This is a genomic window from Bacillus sp. FJAT-22090 (assembly GCF_007676755.1).
Lineage (GTDB): Bacteria > Bacillota > Bacilli > Bacillales_A > Planococcaceae > Psychrobacillus.
Genome location: NZ_VEBK01000002.1, coordinates 1 through 17453 on the forward strand (window position 1 = coordinate 1; position 17453 = coordinate 17453).

General features: G+C 35.5%; 19 protein-coding genes and 1 pseudogene. 19 read left to right on the plus strand and 1 reads right to left on the minus strand.

The annotated features are described in order from the left end of the window. Positions 1–529: 529 nt before the first annotated feature. From FS486_RS20630 to FS486_RS02610, 16 genes and pseudogenes are all read left to right on the plus strand, one after another. Positions 530–619 (plus strand): annotated as a pseudogene (locus FS486_RS20630) (DNA adenine methylase); the annotation flags it as partial. A gap of 640 nt (positions 620–1259) precedes the next feature. Continuing rightward, positions 1260–1802 (plus strand): dihydrofolate reductase family protein, encoded by a 543-nt coding sequence (locus tag FS486_RS02540; RefSeq protein ID WP_144509700.1) that lies wholly within the window; start codon positions 1260–1262, stop codon positions 1800–1802. Between the two features lie 484 nt (positions 1803–2286). Beyond that, positions 2287–2547, plus strand: coding sequence for a hypothetical protein (locus FS486_RS20635; protein ID WP_395940829.1), 261 nt, complete (start codon positions 2287–2289; stop codon positions 2545–2547). A 200-nt stretch (positions 2548–2747) separates the two neighbouring features. Beyond that, entirely contained in the window at positions 2748–3095 is a 348-nt protein-coding gene (locus FS486_RS02550; RefSeq protein ID WP_144509701.1) for a hypothetical protein, read from the plus strand. A 544-nt stretch (positions 3096–3639) separates the two neighbouring features. Next, positions 3640–3936, plus strand: a complete 297-nt coding sequence (locus FS486_RS02555; RefSeq protein ID WP_144509702.1) for a hypothetical protein — start codon at positions 3640–3642, stop codon at positions 3934–3936. 125 nt (positions 3937–4061) lie between these two features. After that, on the plus strand, positions 4062–4268 hold the full coding sequence (locus tag FS486_RS02560; protein ID WP_144509703.1) for a hypothetical protein: 207 nt from the start codon (positions 4062–4064) through the stop codon (positions 4266–4268). 100 nt (positions 4269–4368) lie between these two features. Then, positions 4369–5304 carry a YqaJ viral recombinase family nuclease gene (locus FS486_RS02565; protein WP_144509704.1) on the plus strand — a complete coding sequence of 312 codons (936 nt, stop codon included), beginning with the start codon at positions 4369–4371 and terminating at the stop codon, positions 5302–5304. Positions 5305–6096: 792 nt separating this feature from the next. Then, a complete protein-coding gene (locus tag FS486_RS02570) occupies positions 6097–6567 on the plus strand; it encodes a DUF3291 domain-containing protein (RefSeq protein ID WP_144509705.1) in 471 nt (156 codons plus the stop codon). A gap of 187 nt (positions 6568–6754) precedes the next feature. Beyond that, positions 6755–7699: a thymidylate synthase gene (locus FS486_RS02575; RefSeq protein ID WP_144509706.1), complete on the plus strand. Its 945-nt coding sequence runs from the start codon at positions 6755–6757 to the stop codon at positions 7697–7699. Between the two features lie 22 nt (positions 7700–7721). Further along, positions 7722–8213, plus strand: a complete 492-nt coding sequence (locus tag FS486_RS02580) for a dihydrofolate reductase (protein ID WP_144509707.1) — start codon at positions 7722–7724, stop codon at positions 8211–8213. Between the two features lie 83 nt (positions 8214–8296). Next, positions 8297–9136 carry a DegV family protein gene (locus tag FS486_RS02585; protein ID WP_144509708.1) on the plus strand — a complete coding sequence of 280 codons (840 nt, stop codon included), beginning with the start codon at positions 8297–8299 and terminating at the stop codon, positions 9134–9136. A gap of 58 nt (positions 9137–9194) precedes the next feature. After that, the gene (locus FS486_RS02590; protein ID WP_144509709.1) at positions 9195–10001 is read left to right on the plus strand and encodes a GDSL-type esterase/lipase family protein; all 807 of its coding nucleotides are present in this window, start codon (positions 9195–9197) and stop codon (positions 9999–10001) included. Positions 10002–10013: 12 nt separating this feature from the next. After that, positions 10014–10586 carry a YpmS family protein gene (locus tag FS486_RS02595; protein WP_144509710.1) on the plus strand — a complete coding sequence of 191 codons (573 nt, stop codon included), beginning with the start codon at positions 10014–10016 and terminating at the stop codon, positions 10584–10586. An 11-nt stretch (positions 10587–10597) separates the two neighbouring features. Beyond that, on the plus strand, positions 10598–11122 hold the full coding sequence (msrA, locus tag FS486_RS02600; protein WP_144509711.1) for a peptide-methionine (S)-S-oxide reductase MsrA: 525 nt from the start codon (positions 10598–10600) through the stop codon (positions 11120–11122). Next, positions 11119–11529, plus strand: a complete 411-nt coding sequence (gene msrB, locus FS486_RS02605; protein WP_144509712.1) for a peptide-methionine (R)-S-oxide reductase MsrB — start codon at positions 11119–11121, stop codon at positions 11527–11529. Before msrA ends, msrB begins: the two co-directional genes overlap by 4 nt. Positions 11530–11951: 422 nt before the next feature. Beyond that, positions 11952–12506, plus strand: coding sequence for an ATP-binding protein (locus FS486_RS02610; protein WP_395940824.1), 555 nt, complete (start codon positions 11952–11954; stop codon positions 12504–12506). Positions 12507–12874: 368 nt separating this feature from the next. On the opposite strand, the gene FS486_RS02615 is transcribed toward FS486_RS02610, so the two are convergent. Then, positions 12875–14575 carry a methyl-accepting chemotaxis protein gene (locus tag FS486_RS02615; RefSeq protein WP_395940830.1) on the minus strand — a complete coding sequence of 567 codons (1701 nt, stop codon included), beginning with the start codon at positions 14573–14575 and terminating at the stop codon, positions 12875–12877. Positions 14576–14855: 280 nt separating this feature from the next. On the opposite strand from FS486_RS02615, the gene FS486_RS02620 reads away from it, so the two are divergent. The 3 genes from FS486_RS02620 (at position 14856) to FS486_RS02630 (ending at position 17414) form a co-directional block, all read left to right on the plus strand. Then, on the plus strand, positions 14856–15077 hold the full coding sequence (locus FS486_RS02620) for a YozE family protein (protein ID WP_144509713.1): 222 nt from the start codon (positions 14856–14858) through the stop codon (positions 15075–15077). Between the two features lie 71 nt (positions 15078–15148). Beyond that, on the plus strand, positions 15149–15853 hold the full coding sequence (gene deoD / locus FS486_RS02625; RefSeq protein WP_144509714.1) for a purine-nucleoside phosphorylase: 705 nt from the start codon (positions 15149–15151) through the stop codon (positions 15851–15853). Positions 15854–15932: 79 nt separating this feature from the next. Further along, a complete protein-coding gene (locus FS486_RS02630; protein WP_144509715.1) occupies positions 15933–17414 on the plus strand; it encodes a lmo1851 family serine protease in 1482 nt (493 codons plus the stop codon). Positions 17415–17453: the final 39 nt, after the last annotated feature.

Genomic DNA, 17453 nt, shown 5'->3' on the forward strand with positions numbered 1-17453 from the left:
ATAAAAAATAGAAAGGGTTTCGAAATACGACCATTTCGAAACCCTTTTGTCTACAATCTGAACACTCGTGTAAATCACGAGTGTTTTTCTTTTCCGAAGTATTGATATACCAACGTTTGTGTTAATTTTAAGCTCTAACCTTAGTATCATCCATCCTATTGTAAAATCCTATATAAAAGCATGTACCCCAAATTCGCTTATTTTTTATTTTAGAAATCTGAATTGATACAAACGTATGTCTAAAATAGTGTGGGGTGAAATGCTGGAATATTGTAGCCCAACTGGAGCTCATCTTTTCTTACTGTATTCTTTGACGAAAATAAAATAAACAATTGCGCTATATACCAAAGAAATCAAAAGTATTGCTGTAGCAACATGAAAGAATCCTTTAGTTTCCATAAGTTCCACCTCGTTCGAATTAGAAAAAAAATAAAAAGGGCTAATACCAGACTTTCCCGACTGATATTAACTCTAGGGTATAAAGCTTATACATTTCGATAAGTTTTTAAACTGGAAGGAGGAAATAAAGTTGGCTGTACCAAGAATTTTGCATTACCCAGGTAGTAAATGGAGTATGGCTGATTGGATTATCAGCAATATGACTGAGCACGGAACATATTAGGCAGTGGAATAATTTACCTATAGGTATTTTAGTTGTTACAGATAGGTTGAAAAATGTCCAGATGGAAAATATTTAGGCTATTAAATTGATAGATCGATACAACCGTCCTTATGTTTTAATGTACATCGATCGACCATATGTAAGGGCTACCCGAAAAGGTGCAATTTATGAAAATGTGACGTAAAGCATAAATTTTCCGTTTGGAAAGTTTATGCTTTATTTTATTTTAGGAAGTTTTATGCTTTATTTTTTTTCGAAAAAGCAGTCGCTTTAAGTATATCTTTGCCATATTGGCAAGAAGTTAACGAAAGAAGGATTAACGCGAAAACGACTGAAAATTAAGCAAATAGAGTTGGAGAAAATGATATCAGGAGATCTGATCTTACAAATATTAATTTTATTAAAAAATAAATGGTGCCAAATTGGATGATAACATTAATATTTGAGTAAGATTGTGAAAGTTTTCACTTAAACTAACGAAGCAATTTAGTTGAAGAAGGAGTTTACTGGAGGTTGGCGAATCTAGTATATGAGGTGATGTTAGATGGAATATGAACCACCAAAACAGACTGTTTCGTTTCCGCATTAGTAATGAATGAAAAAGATAAGGCAAATAAAGGAAGAGGGAGGTAGTAAAATGGGGAAAGTTATTATTCATGCGACCATAACACTTGATGGCTTTATGGCTGATACTAACGGAGGCATTGATTGGATGTTCGGCTTTTCGTCTGTAGACGAAGATGAAGCGGTCGTCAGTAATGTTATGAAAGAATTAGGCGCCGTAGTCGGTGGCGCTAACAATACGCAGACCATCGAGGAAGGTGAGATACCGTACGGTGGTATGTTGAAGATTCCGGTATACGAAATGACTCATGAGGCTCATGAACCGGTCGAAAGGGACGGCATAACCTATACTTTTGTTGTTAATGACATTACGCATGCAGTCGAAGCGGCCAAAGCAGCCGCCGGTGATAAGAGTGTAGTGCTTTTAGGAGGTAGCATCTGCCGGCAGTGCCTAAAGCTTGGCCTAGTGGATGAAATCCAATTACATGTTGTACCCCTGCTGCTGGGTGACGGCATTTCATTATTTGGTGGGCTCGGACAGCGTATTAAGTTGGAGCGGATAGAAACAGCTGCCTATGCGAGCGAAACCCACCTACGTTACCGTGTCGTTAAGTAATTGCAACCTCATATTTTCAGTTTTTTATACCAAAACAGGTTATAAAGTTTGGTTTAACAAGGTTTTAGTCGGTATTTCTAACTCCGAAAGTTGAGTTAATTATTATAATTGATTTAATCACTGTTATTGGATTTACTAGCTAAACGTTCAAGTAATTAGCAAGGATAAATCTTCTGAAGAACAGTGGATAGTACTTCAAATGATAAGAAAATCTATATAGAAAATTTTAGTACATGGGCTTTAATCGAAGAAAATCAAAATTATGCAATAACATATGGCTTAATGAAAAAAACAGAAAGAAACAAATTAATAACAATAGTTCCTGGGGATTTTTTGTGATTGTGTTGAATAAGTTCATATATGTGAATTAATGAACACTAGAGGATTTATTTTAAGTCTGGGGTGGCTTTTTTTGAAGAAACTAGGCAGACGAGCTAAATAAGGGGGTAGAATTATAGACCACTACCAAATAGTAAAAGAAGTAATTAATGACTGGGACCCGCAACAGCTTATACGTTACACATCTGAGGATGAATATGATCCAGAAATAAGTCTAATTGTATTGGAATTACCAACCGCAACATCTGTAGAAAAATTAGCTGTATTGATACATGAGGTTTTTGATAAAATGTTTTCGGTGAGTGAAAAACATTCGATTAATAATTGTTATCCAAGTGCATTAAAAATTTGGAACAAAATTAATAATAGTGAATTTCCAAAAGTAAAAAAACGACATAATAAATAAAAACAGCATTAATCAAAAGCAATATTATTAATCTAACGGGTGCTTTAGCAAAATATGGCCATCATTTTGATGGTCTATTTTTATGTCTAAAACATTATGTTGATCTCGGATATGCACTGTGAAATGTTACACTTCAACTAAAGCAGCAGTTTGTTAAAGAAGCTTGTAATTCAGAATAACAAACCATAGGAGGTGAATTAATGAAAAGAAGGTTACTATATTGTTTTTGTATTATCTTCTTGGGTGCATGTAATCATTACAGTGAACCCTTAATAGAGAGTGATATGGTCAAACTTACTATTGAATGTTCAGGTGGTGAGACGATTGAAATTGATGAACTGAAAACCATTAATAAAGTAATTAAGGAAATTAACAATTCAAAAAGAGAAGGTACACAAGAAATGGAGTTCGAAATTGAACATCGAGCTGTACTTGAAAACAGTGATGGCGAAACAAAAGCTTTTCATTTTTTTAGCGGTGGTAAAGCCCTTGTGTCTGGATACTATATTCACTCAAACATTGATGATTTTTGTGGAAAACAGTTTTGAACAGTTTCAAATTGGTGTTACCAAAAATCTTTTCTTATTCAACTAACAGGTGCTTTAGTAAAAAACAATATCAAAATAAAAAGAGTTTGGAGATACATTTCCAGCTTTTTTTTTTATGAATTTTTAAATTAACCTTTACTTTTAACATAGCTTTTTTTTCTACATTTTACTCAATGAAAAAACAATCTACCCCAAATTGTATCTCGAAATGTTTAATTTTCGATTTCGTTAAATGAATGAGCGTATCTTATAAATTGTTTCCAATGTGTCAGCTACTAGAGCTGCGACGGTTGTAAACGGTATATTTTTAAGAAAGTAAAGCGATACAAAAGTATGTCACAAATAATGGGAAGTGAAATGGAAATGTTTCTCTCTCACACATCAGCTCAATTATACCTTTTAGTATCGCTCTCCAAGTGTTCCCCAACGTAAGTCAAAAAAACATCACCTTGTGGATTTCGAAATCCACTAAAATTCTTTTGATATATTCATTCCTAGAGAACTTCCGATAACTATTTTTTCTTTTAGAAGTTCTAGTTCTAAAATGATCTTTGATTTTATAAATATGGATTACTTTGTTTTTGAAATCTATATTAGTCTTCCAACGAAGTGTGTGAAATATGACCTATTCAGAACACTAGATTACCGTACTGCTTTATGGGAACTTACTTGTATCTTAGATTGTTCGAAAGCAATTGAGCATAACTTGAAAAGAGGAAAATTAGATGAATCTTTTTGCTTTGTTAGGGATATAGACATGAAAATTAAAGTGAGCGGTTGGATAGCATTAGAGCCAGTTGTACGGTACTTTTTAATCGAAAAAGAGCAATTAAAAAGCTAACTGACTCGGCAAAGTCAATTAGCAAAATTGAATACGTATGAATATTATAACATGAGAGCATTTGCTCTCGCCAAGAAGTCTAAGATTTGTTCTAGGGGTTCAATTATTAGAAAGAGGGTGGAAACATGTTGGAAAATGGAATGGTAGCAGGCTACGGATACGAAGAGCCATTACGAGAACCTAGAAAGGTTGGTCAATGCATCTACAAACACTGTAGAGAAGAGCTGTACGAGGGTGAAGGATATGAACTTTATGGTTATTTATATTGCTCTACAGGATGCATTGGTGAACATCTTATCGAAAAAGGCGAGGCAGTCGATCTAAGTGCATAAGAAGTCTAATATTCGAAGTAGTGGATTGGTAAGAAGCTCTGGAACTAAATTAATATTTTTATTATATCGGCAGGCATCAGAAATCTCAGGGAGGGGTATTGTGCAAGCCAAAACGTTAATAAAAACTGTTGATTTGACCCGTGAAGAGTGGTTAGAGGCAAGAAAGCTTGGTATTGGTGGTAGTGATGTATCAGCAATTGCAGGCTTAAACAAGTGGAAGTCACCAGTTGGAGTTTATTTAGATAAGATCGGTCAAGCACCGCATGAGGATTTGAGTGGGGAAGCAGCGTACTGGGGCAATGTTATGGAAGATATAGTTGCTAAAGAATTTACTGTACGAACTGGTTTAAAGGTACGGAGAAGAAACGCAATACTGAGACACTCAGATTATCCTTTCATGTTAGCTAATGTGGATCGTTTGGTTATTGGTAAACGAGAAGGGTTGGAGTGTAAAACAACTTCTGAATACCTAAAAGGGGAGTGGGATTGTGAAGAAATACCAACCGCTTATATACTCAAATGTCAGCATTACATGGCGGTCACAGGCTTCACAGCATGGCATATAGCAGTACTTGTTGGAGGAAATAAATTTGTCCATAAAAAAATCGAACGTGATGAGGAATTAATCACATACCTAATTAATATAGAAAAAGATTTTTGGGAAAACCACGTGTTGAAACAAATTCCGCCTGCATTTGATGGTACTGATGCATCTGTAGACTTACTAAAAGTACTTTATCCTGAATCGGATCATGACACCGAAATTTATCTACCTTCTGAAATGGAAACTCTTATTGACGCATTAGAACAAATCAAAGTTGATTTGACTGTCCTTCAAAAAAAAGAGAAGGAATATAAAAATCAAATCAAAGCGTTTATGGGTGTGAACGAAAAAGCTTTTACAGCTACTCGGAAAGTGACTTGGAAGTCAAATGATGTAACACGCTTTGATTCGAAACGCTTAAAAGAAGAGGAACCAGAACTATATAATAAATATTCGAATACTACTTCAGAACGAAAATTCATAATCAAATAAATGCGCTTTTAAAGCGCATGGGTCCAGAAATTCAACGAGCATTGCCAAAACTATATGGACGCAGACTGCATCGCACGTATCGCTCTTACAGCGGTACGTATTACACCTAAGTTATTAGAATGTGACCAGACGACTTACTTAGATGCTATCATCTAATTTGCTCAACTAGGTGTAATACCAAATACAGATCTTGGACAAGCTTATTTAATTATTGATAGGAAGGAAGAATGTTCAGCTTCAACTGGATATTAAGTGTCAAACGATTTAGCGGTACTTAGTGGTATACAAAGCAATTTATGTCGATGAAGTATATCCGAATGATGAATTTGTGTTTCAAGATGGGCTAAATAAAGATTTGATGCATAAACTATCAACGACTCAGAAGGCGAGCTGATCGGATACTACGCAGGTCCAAAAACACTCTGCCTAAGTGGTTATCCTAGATTAATGCTGACACCCATCGAAAAATGGTTTTTTTTCAAATTTTCTTTTCAGTAACTACACAATAGTTGAATGTTTGGATACCTCTTTTTGTTCAGTCCTATGATGACCACTACTATTAAAAACATGATTCAAAATTATAATAATGATTTCTCTCAGAGATGGTTTTCAACAAATGCTAGTAGTAACTGTAGTTTGAGGATAGGTCAAAAGGGCATTTCAGATTAGTAAGTGATTTAGTAGTGTTTCGCTAATTTGCTGGCATTTCAATATTCGGATCAGATAACAAAAGCTAGGATTTTTCATCTATTAGTTGAATATATATAGATAATGACTAGAGGAGGTCTGTTTATGGCATTTGTTTCAATTTATACAGTTGGTAGGCTTAATCATCCCAACGACCATCCTGTCTCACGTGAATTTTTTCAAATAGGAGATGAAGTATACCGTCAAGCAAAAAAATCAGGGCTTGTAGAAACTTTTTCTTCTGATGGAGTTCCTTTCCCTGAAGAATCGATACGGGGTAGCGGATCTCCTATTCTTACTTTAACAGTATGGAGAAGCCTTGAATCCTTATATCACTTTACCTACTCAGGTAAGCATAGGCAAGCATTACGGGATAGAAATAAATGGATGAAGCAATATCCGGAGAAACACCTTTCTTATATAATGTGGTGGACAGAAAATGTGAAGGATGTTTTTTGGGAAGAAGCATTCAATCGATACAACTATTATATACAGCATGGACCAACACCATTTGCATTTGACTTTAAAAATGCTTTTGATGAAAAAGGAGAGATATTTTTGATTCAATCTCCTTAATGTGACGTTGTGTTTTGTTCACAAGCTAAGTTTACAATCTGTAACATGGTACATCTAAAAGTTGTTTTGAAAAAATGTGTGTATTGCCGATTAATAGAAAACGTTATATTAAAACAAATGTCCTCATATGGAGGGCATTTTTTGTTATAATAAAAGCAAGAATAGAAAGTATAAATGGGGTATAGTAATGGAACAGTATTTATCTTTATGTAAATATATTATTGAGCAAGGCGTCGTTAAAGAAGATCGCACAGGAACCGGAACAAAAAGTGTGTTTGGTTACCAAATGCGTTTCGATTTGGCGAATGGATTTCCTTTGTTGACGACAAAAAAGACGGCATTTCGTTTAGTGGTAAGTGAATTGCTCTGGTTTATAAAAGGGGACACTAACGTAAAAACTTTAATAGAGGCAAACAATCATATCTGGGACGATTGGGCATTTGAGAAATGGGTGAAGAGTGAACAATACACTGGTCCTGATATGACTAATTTTGGTGTTCGTGCAGCGAATGACCCAGCTTTCAAAACAGTGCTGGATGAACAGATGGAGATCTTTTGTTCGAAAATTCTAGCTGATGACCAATTTGCAAAGCAATTTGGAGACTTAGGTCCTGTATACGGTAGACAATGGAGATCATGGCCAAACAAAAATGGGGACACGATTGATCAACTACAAAACGTCATTGAACAAATCAAGAAAAATCCAGATTCAAGAAGACATATTATCACTGCCTGGAATCCTGCTGAAGTAGAGGAAATGGCTTTACCACCATGTCACGCATTTATGCAATTTTACGTGGCAAACGGAAAATTATCCTGCCAGCTATATCAACGAAGTGCAGACGTGTTTCTAGGTGTTCCATTTAATATCGCTTCCTATGCTCTATTAACACATCTCATAGCAAAAGAGTGCAATTTAGAAGTTGGAGAGTTTGTTCATACGCTTGGAGATGCACATTTATATTTAAATCATATGGAACAAGTGGAAACGCAGCTAGCTCGCACACCGCGTCAGTTACCGACTCTTAAGTTATCGAGTGAGAAAAATTCTATATTCGATTATGAATTAGGGGACATTGTGCTGGAAGGATATGACCCACATCCCCGCATCAAAGCACCAATCGCTGTATAACTGAAAATAATGGAGGGATTTCATGATTTCATTAATCGTAGCACACGATCCAAATCGAGTAATTGGGTTAAACAATAAAATGCCTTGGCATATCCCAGGTGACCTAGCGTATTTTAAAGAAAAAACAATGAATAAAGGCATGGTGATGGGAAGAAAAACGTTTGAATCCATCGGTCGTATTTTACCGGGTCGAAAGAATATAATTGTAACAAGAAACCCTTCCTATAAAGCAGAAGGTGCAGAAGTGGTGACAAATCTGACGGATGCGATCAATATGGCAGAAGAATTTCATCCGGAAGTGATGATTATCGGCGGCGAGCAAATATTCCGAGAAGTGTTGCCGATAGCAGATAGACTATACGTCACCTTGATACAACAGCAGTTTGAAGGAGATACATTCTTTCCAACATATAACCTTGAAGACTGGGATTTAGTGGATACTTCAGAAGAAATGAAAACTCCAGAGGGAACTATATATTCGTATTTGATTTATGATCGAAAGAAAATTGCATGACAGTTTTCAACATACTGTTAAATTAGTTTACAAGGAGTGTTGCTTCTTCTTATAATAGAACTTTAGAGGAAGGAAGAGATATAGTGCATAAAATCCACATCGTAACAGATTCAACAGCTGATTTAACTAAAGAACTATTAGACGAATATAATATCCAAGTAGTCCCGCTTTCAATTCATATAGATGGAGAGTCATATATTGATGGTGTTACACTTCAGCCAGAAGAATTTTTAGAAAAAATGGCGAAATCAAAAGAATTGCCAAAGTCATCTCAGCCAGCAGTTGGGGTCTTTAAAGAATTATATGATGAGCTTGGGGCAAATGGAGATCAAATTATTTCTATTCATATGACAGGAAGCATGAGTGGAACAGTTAAGTCTGCCCAAGCGGCTGCTGAAATGTCTGAATCGGATGTGACGGTTGTCGATTCTCGGTTTATTTCCTTTGCTTTAGGTTTTCAGGTGGAAGAAGCTGCTAAAATGGCGAAACAAGGTAAAACGGTTGAAGAAATTCTGAAAAAGGTCGAAGAAAATTGTGCAAATACTAACCTATTTGTAGTGGTAGATACGCTTGATAATTTAGTAAAGGGTGGACGAATTGGAAAAGGAAAAGCAATGTTAGGTTCATTACTTTCCATTAAACCAATAGCTAGTTTGGCGAACGGTGAATATACGCCTGTTGCGAAAGTACGTAGCCATAAACAAGTGGTCAATTATCTATTTAATGAATTTATTAAAGATACTACAGGTAAAATAGTGAAAGCTGTAGGTATATCACATGCAAATGGTTTTTCGATGGCTACTCCCTTAAAGAAGCTGATAGAGGAATCTGGTTTTAAGCACATTCAAATGTCCTTTACCTCTCCTGTAATTAGTACTCATACAGGTCCTGGTGCTATTGGATTTATGTATATGACAGAATAGTGAAGAGGCAGGGAAGAAGGTGATTCCCTGCCTTTATTGATAAATAAAGGGGTTTAAAATGAAATATTTTGTAAGTTTTTTATGCGTGCTCTTGCTTTCTGGTTGTGCGTCTAATGAAATGAAGGTTGTAAACTTCTCTGAAAGGCAATCTGTTCTATTTGAAGAATATGTTATCCCTTTTTCGTTTTTCCCTAGAACGATTGAACTTGTTGGACTTGGTGATTCATTAACTCAGGGAGTTGGTGATGAATTAAAAAGAGGTGGCTATATTGGACTACTTCAAAAAGAAATTTCACAATATAAAGGAATAGAAGAGGTTATTTTAACCAATACTGCCAAAAGAGGACGTAGAAGTGACCAACTATTGAAAATGCTAAAAGCTGGTGAAATAGATCATCAGTTACGTAAAGCAGATATTATTACGTTAACAATTGGTGGCAATGATATGATGAAGGTAGTAAAAAAAGATTTATTTGACCTGAAAGTGGAAAACTTTGAAAGGGAATTAGTAAAGTTTGAAAAAAACTATGATCGCATATTAGAAGAAATTCGAGAGGTTAATAGTAGCGCTCCAATTATTTTACTTGGCCTTTATAATCCTATTACAGCTGTAACAGACGAAAAAAGCGAAATAGATTCTATTGTAGCGGATTGGAACAATACAATTGAATCCATGGCATATAGCGATGTAAATGCATGTTTTGTTCCAATTGATCAACTGTTTATTACAAATGCGAATTTAGTATACCATACAGACTTTTTTCACCCGAATAGTAAAGGATATGAACTAATAGAAGAAGCTTTAGTTAATTCATTAGAAGAATGTAGTTTAATTGATGAACGAAATAGGGAAATGTTGTTTTGAGGAGTTGTTTGAATGAATAAGTGGAAGATTGCATTTTTTTTATTAGTGCTTGTAATTTTCGGAAGTATTGGAGCGGTTGTCTATTGGATTACCTCTCCAATAGAACCGACTCAACAAGAAATACCGATACCGCATATAGAAGGACATGTTCTAACAGTAAATGCTACGAAGGAAGATTTTCAAGGAATTGCCAATACGTATCTTCAAAAAGAGATGAAAGGTAAACCTCTCCCTATACAACTAACGGTGGATGATCAGATAATACTGTCTTCAGAGTTAACCATCTTCTCATTAAATTTCCCGATTAAGATGTATTTTGAGCCATTTGTGGAAGAGGGAGGGAATATTCGGTTAGAGCAATCTTCCTTGGAGATAGGTCAAGCAAAACTGCAACCAGAAGCTGTTTTAAAATTACTACAAGACTCAATTGACTTACCGGAATGGATAGTAGTAAAGCCCGCAGAAAAGCAAGTACTTATCCAGTTAGCAAGTATTCCAATGTCTTCTGGAGTTCATGTGCGTGCTAAACAGTTAGATTTAGAAAAAGATATTATTACTTTAGAAATAGTAATACCATCAAAGTGAGGTGCTAAACAATGGAAAAAGCTACTTTTGCAGGAGGCTGTTTTTGGTGTATGGTAAAGCCTTTTGACTCTTATGAAGGAATTGAAAAGGTGGAGTCGGGTTATACGGGTGGACATGTTGAAAATCCTACGTATGAACAAGTTTGTTCAAATGCTACAGGACATTATGAGGCCGTTCAAATTACATATGATCCTGAAAAGTTTTCGTATGATGAATTATTAGAAATTTTTTGGTCAAATATTGACCCAACAGATGATAATGGCCAATTTTTTGATCGTGGATCTTCTTATCAAACAGCGATTTTCTATCATTCAGAAGAACAACGTGAAAAAGCGGAAAATTCTAAGGGAGCCTTAAATGCCTTGGGAAAATTCAATGTACCGATTGCTACAAAAATATTGCCGGCTAAAGCGTTTTACCTTGCGGAGGACTATCATCAAGACTATTATAAGAAAAACCCAGCGCATTATAACAGATACTTTGTTGGTTCTGGAAGGGCAGCATTTGTAGAGAAAATGAAGGAGGGTTTAAAATGAAAGAAAAACTGACTGATATGCAATATTATGTAACGCAACAAAATGGAACGGAGCCACCATTTCAAAATGAATACGATAAGCATTTTGAAGAAGGGATTTATGTAGATATTGTTTCAGGAAAAGCGTTATTTCACTCAAAGGATAAATATGACGCAGGGTGTGGTTGGCCAAGTTTTACAAGACCAATTGAGGATCAAGAAGTGATTGAAAAATTTGACGATAGCCATGGGATGCGACGTGTAGAAGTGCGGAGCAAAACAGCAAACTCCCATTTGGGACATGTTTTCCCGGATGGACCAAAAGAGGAAACTGGACTTCGCTATTGTATAAATTCAGCTTCGATGCGATTTATACCAAAAGAGAAGTTAGTTGCAGAAGGTTATGAAGAGTATTTGAAGTTATTTTAATAACTCTAATGAGCACAAAAGAGCAAAAGCTTTTTTGTGCTTGTTTAAAAGATAGGAAAGTTTATTACAATGTACTGAACACGGGGTTTCTGATACTTTAGGGGAGCAATACTTTTGATTTCCGTTTCAAGTGAATCTATTCTCCGGGGGGAGCGATGAACCATTAGCGCACATTCGGATACGTTGCGCTGGTTCCCCTGTCTCCCTAACCCCGCTAGAGTAGCCACCTGTAACGAAAATCAATAACTGAGTAGTACTTCATTAGGTGGTTGGGCAAAGCATTTAGCTTAGATAATTTTACCTTATTACTAGAGTTAATTTCATCTTGACGTTTTTAATGTTATCTAGCTGATCATGTATTAAATTGTAAACTTTTGTAAAGCAAACATACGAAACGTAGAAACAGCAATTTTACGAATGGAGTGGGATTCTTGAATAGATTAGTAGTAATGACAGTTGGAAAAACCCATAGTGGCAAAACTACATTTGCTCTTGCTTTAGAAAAAGATATGTTAAACTCGATTGTTATTGATCAAGACAACCATGCTGTATTTTTACATACATATTACGAAAAATTAATACCACAACAAGGACATAATACGATTAAATATTTACTAACACAAACTATAGTAAATCATGCAATTAATGATACAGATTGCCACATTATTTTAAGCAACTCAAATCGGAACCGTACAGGACGTTTGAAACTACTAAAACCATACAAAGATAAAAATTTTACTAGTGTCATCGTAAATTTTGATATACCTGAATATGTTCTTCAGGAGCGGGTTACAAAAAGTCAGCGTAGTACGTCCATTTTAAGAACAGTAACAACTTTTGAGGAAGTTCTCACACGTCAGCAGAATGAAGAAGCACTAGCCCCAACCCTAGACGAAGTGGACCATTTGTTTATAGTCAAAAATGCCAATGAGATTCCTTCGGTTATTCGAGAAATTATCAAAATAGCCCATAGTTAATAAGTGCTCTAACTTTTCCACTGTAGTGAAAAACTAATTTGAAGCAAAGATTCTCGTGTTTAATAATGTGAAAAAAATTAAAAAACCTTTCTAAATAGGGGACGTGCACGGGATATTGTATCGCAATTTTAAAAGAAGATAGTCTCTTTATTCACTAAAGCAAAAGCAGTCTGTCTCTTTCGCATATTCCAAGATCACGATATACAAACGTTACGATAAAATTACTAAAAAAAAGGAGGGTTGAAAGTGGCATTGCCAATTCCAACCCTCTAGAACATTGTCTATCGTTAATAATATAGTATACGAGTAGGTACTAATCCGAATAGCACGATTTCTCTTAAATTACATTTTGCCTTCTCTGTTCTTTCTTACAATTTAAATTCATTTACTACCTTTCTTAACTCGTCAGCCTGATTCGATAATTCAACAGCAGAGGCATTGATTTCTTCCATTGCTGCGGAGCCTTGTTGTGCCGCTGCAGCAGATGTCTCGGTATTGGATGCAGTGTTTTCTGCGATTTGTGTTACTTCTACGAAAGATGCTGCAACCTCTTGACTAAAGTTGAGAGTTTCCTCTATTTGGTTAACCATTTTATCGATGATGGAAATCGTATCGTTTGTCTGTTGCATAATCTGTTCAAGTGATGCGTTTGTTTCATTTGCCACTTCAACGCCTTTAATAACATTTTCCACGCCTGCGTGATTTTGTTTTACAATAGAAGTTACTTCTGTTTGAATGGAAGTCACTATTCCTGTTACTTCTTTTGCAGCTTTTTGAGATTGTTCCGCAAGCTTTCTTACTTCATCTGCTACTACTGCAAATCCTCTGCCATGTTCTCCTGCTCGTGCAGCTTCGATTGCCGCATTGAGTGCAAGTAGGTTTGTTTGTTCTGCAATAGCAGTGATTGTTTTAATGATGGATGTAATTTCATACGATTTTGTTCCCAATGCTTCCACAGTTTGGGACGTGTTAGCCATCGTCTCCTCAATGCTCATCATTACATTCGAAGAATGCTGAACAGATTCACTACCTTTGCGCGCAGCTTCGATCATATGATCAGTAGCTACTTTCACAGATTGAGCATCGCTATTTAAATACCGAGTAGCTTCTTCAAGTGAATTCATTTTTTGAATGGCAACAGTCATACTTCGCATGGTGTGTTCACTACCAGAAGCGATTTCATTTGTCGTGTCAGCGATAGATTGAATCGTTACGGCAGTTTCTTCTGATGATGCCATCAGTTCTTGCCCGCTTGCAGTTACATTTTCAGTTAGCAAACTTACCCGTTTCACTAAATTCGCAATCGACCCTATTAAAATATTTGTACTTTCAGCGATTTCTGAAAATTCATCCTTTGTACGTATTTTTACACGTCGAGTTAAGTCACCGCCAGCTTGAGCAATATCAAGTATAGAACGATTAATTGAGTATGTACTTCGTTTAATAGAATAAAATAAATAAATTCCAAAAGATAACGTTAGTACAACAGAGAATATTGTTAAAGCAATGAATAAATAAAGTGATGTATTATTTTCCTTTTTAAGTAAAGCTATTTGTGCTGCATTTTTTTTAGAGAGTAGTTCATTCATAGCAGCGATATGTACATCCACATAGCTCATTGCGGTTTTACCATTACCTGTATTTACTAACTTTTGTGCTGCCTCAATTCCTTGTTCATCTCTTACTTGAATAACTCGCTCTGAATATTTAAGATATGTCATAAAAAATTGATCAATCGATTGAATCTTTTGAAGTTCATCAGGACGATCTTTATATGTTTCGTTTAATTCTTTTAAATGAGTAACAATCGCGTCTTTATTTTGTCGGTAAGTTGTCATATAATTTGTCTTACCTGTGATGACATAGCTTTGTTCTGCATTTGCAAGTTTGCCAATCTCCGTGGAGATTTGATTGACCATCATTTGCTCTTTAATATCTACATTTGTAAACTTTTCAAATGCCTGCTGAGATGAAAACATTTTAGTAGATGTTAAAACTAACATAGAAATTAATATGACAATCAATACGGAAAATATTAAGAGAACCCTTCCACGAATAGATTGAAACATATTGGATTTTTTATTGTTGTTAGGTCTTTTCTCTCTTTTCTTTGTTTGTTTAAAGAGGGAGAAAGTAGGGAATTTCTTTGATGTGTTATCGTTCTTTTTCCGCCTTTTTTGTTTAGGTAATTGTATTGGTTTTTTCTTTTGCTTAACTCCTTTTATCAATCAAACCAGCCCCTTCTTGATGTGTTACCTATCAATAGTTTTAAGTTTACTTGTTTTGCGTTAAATTATCTACATTTTTATGAATTTTCTATGTACGTATGTCTAAAGGAGGAGAAATAATATGAAGCAATCATTTTATTTATATGCATTAAAATATCGAGGGGGACAAAAGTCGGATAAGAAATCTCTTTTTGCGGAAAACATGTTTCGCCAACATGATTTTCCAAAAGCCGAAATTTCATTTCACGCTCTTTCACAATATATTGAGGAGCTGGCACATCCAGAAATGCCAGCAGTCATTTTTGATGAATTGTGGGAGTCTTATATAGAAGATAATCAGTAGCTTGTTCGTTGCAATTATATTAAAAAAACGGTATTATTAAGCCGATACGTAATAGAAATGAGGTCATATAAATGAGTATTCATATTAGTGCAAAAAAAGGTGAAATTGCGGATACAATTTTGCTTCCAGGGGATCCACTTCGTGCAAAATATATTGCAGAAACATTTTTAGAAGATGTTGTTCAATATAACGAGGTTCGTAATATGTTTGGATATACTGGTACATATAAAGGGAAAAGAATTTCTGTTCAAGGTACTGGAATGGGAGTTCCTTCAATTTCTATTTATGTTCACGAACTAATGAATGATTATGATGTCCAAAAACTAATCCGTGTAGGTACTTGTGGAGCAATTCAAAAAGACGTGAAAGTACGTGATGTGATTCTTGCTCAAAGTGCTTCAACTGATTCTAGTTTGAATAAAGTATTGTTAAGTGATGTAAGCTATGCGCCTACTGCAGATTTCGATCTATTATATAAAGCATATAATGCAGGTAAAGAAGCAGGATTAAATTTAAAAGTAGGGAACGTATTTACTGCAGACCTATTCTATAATGAAAATGCGCAGAATGAAAAATGGGCAGACTATGGTGTTCTTGCAGTGGAAATGGAATCTGCAGCACTTTACACATTGGCTGCTAAATTTGGTCGCCAAGCACTATCTGTATTAACAGTTAGTGATCATATTATTACAGGAGAGGCAACTTCTTCTGAAGAACGTCAAACAACGTTCAATGATATGGTAGTTGTTGCTTTAGAGGCAGCTATTCAGGAATAACAAAAAAGCGAGAATAGACTGTCATAAATGGCAGTCTATTTTTTAAAAGGTAGTCAGTTTTGGGAAAAGGGTGAAAAATTTGGACGAACAAAAGCAAAATAACGAAGAAGAACAGTTAACTGAGGGGAAACCCGCACCATCTTATATTAAAATGAAACCACCTGTTTTTCTATTAACGATTTTCGCTCTAATAATTGTAACAGCGGCTATAACGATGCTTGCTACTACATGGGGAAAAGATAAAGTGGCGAGTATCACAAAGCCACAAACAGAACGTACAGAGTTCTCAAAGTTGTACATGGCATATGACAAACTAGAAGCAGAATACTATAAGGATATAGATGAAGAAACGATTATCAATGGTGCTATAAACGGAATGATTGATGCGTTAGAAGATCCCTACTCGGATTATATGGACCAAAGTGAAGCCTCTCAATTCAATGAGAGTATTTCTTCCAGTTTTCAAGGAATTGGGGCGGAAATACAAGAACGGGACGGAATTATAACTGTGGTTTCACCTATAAAAAACTCACCCGCAGAAAAAGCAGGAGTTTTACCAAATGATAAGATTTTAGCAGTAGACGGGAAAGATATTAAAGGTTTTAGCGCCTCTGAGGCGGTTTTGTTAATTCGAGGAGACAAAGGTTCTGAAGTAACTCTTTCCATTCAACGCGGTGGAAATGCGGCTATGGATGTTACTATTGTACGAGATGAAATTCCGATTGAAACGGTTTATGCTGAAATGTTAGATGACAAAGTTGCACATATTATTATTTCTAGCTTTTCAACTAATACGTATGATGAGCTACTCGCTGCCATTGATGAAATGGAAAGTGAAGGTATGAAAGCATTGGTGCTTGATGTTCGACAGAATCCAGGAGGACTTTTAAATTCAGCAATTGATATTTCTAACTTGTTTGTTGAAGATGGAAAAACAATTGTTCAAATTGAGGACAAAGGAAATAAAATTGTCACTCCAGCGACTCCTGGTCAACGGGTAAATGTCCCAGTAAGTATAATTATTGATGAAGGAAGTGCTTCAGCATCAGAAATATTAGCAGGTGCATTAAGTGAATCAGCAAACATTCCTTTAGTAGGATTAAATTCATTTGGTAAAGGTACTGTTCAAACAGTGAATGATTTACCAGATGGCTCGAACATTAAAATTACAACTGCTAAGTGGTTAACTCCAAAAGGAAATTGGATTCATGACAAAGGAATTAAACCTGACTATGTAGTGGAATATCCAAGTTATGCAATGTTATCCCCATTAGACCCTTCAACTACATTAAAAGAAAGCCAATCTTCCGAAGCTGTTCAAAATGCTGAAGAAATACTCAAAGCAATTGGCTATAAAGTAGGAGAAGTGGACGGTAATTTCGATGCAGAGATGACAGCTGCGGTGAAAAAGTTCCAATCTGATAACAAGCTTGAAGTTACTGGTGAACTAACAGGAGAGTCTACATTCATTTTAATGGATAAAATTCGTGAAAAAATAGTTAAAGATGATCCACAACTATTAAAAGCAAAAGAAGTTGTAACAGAGTTGTTGAATAAATAAAAAAAGCTGGCCTGTTTGGTCAGCTTTTTCAATACGTGT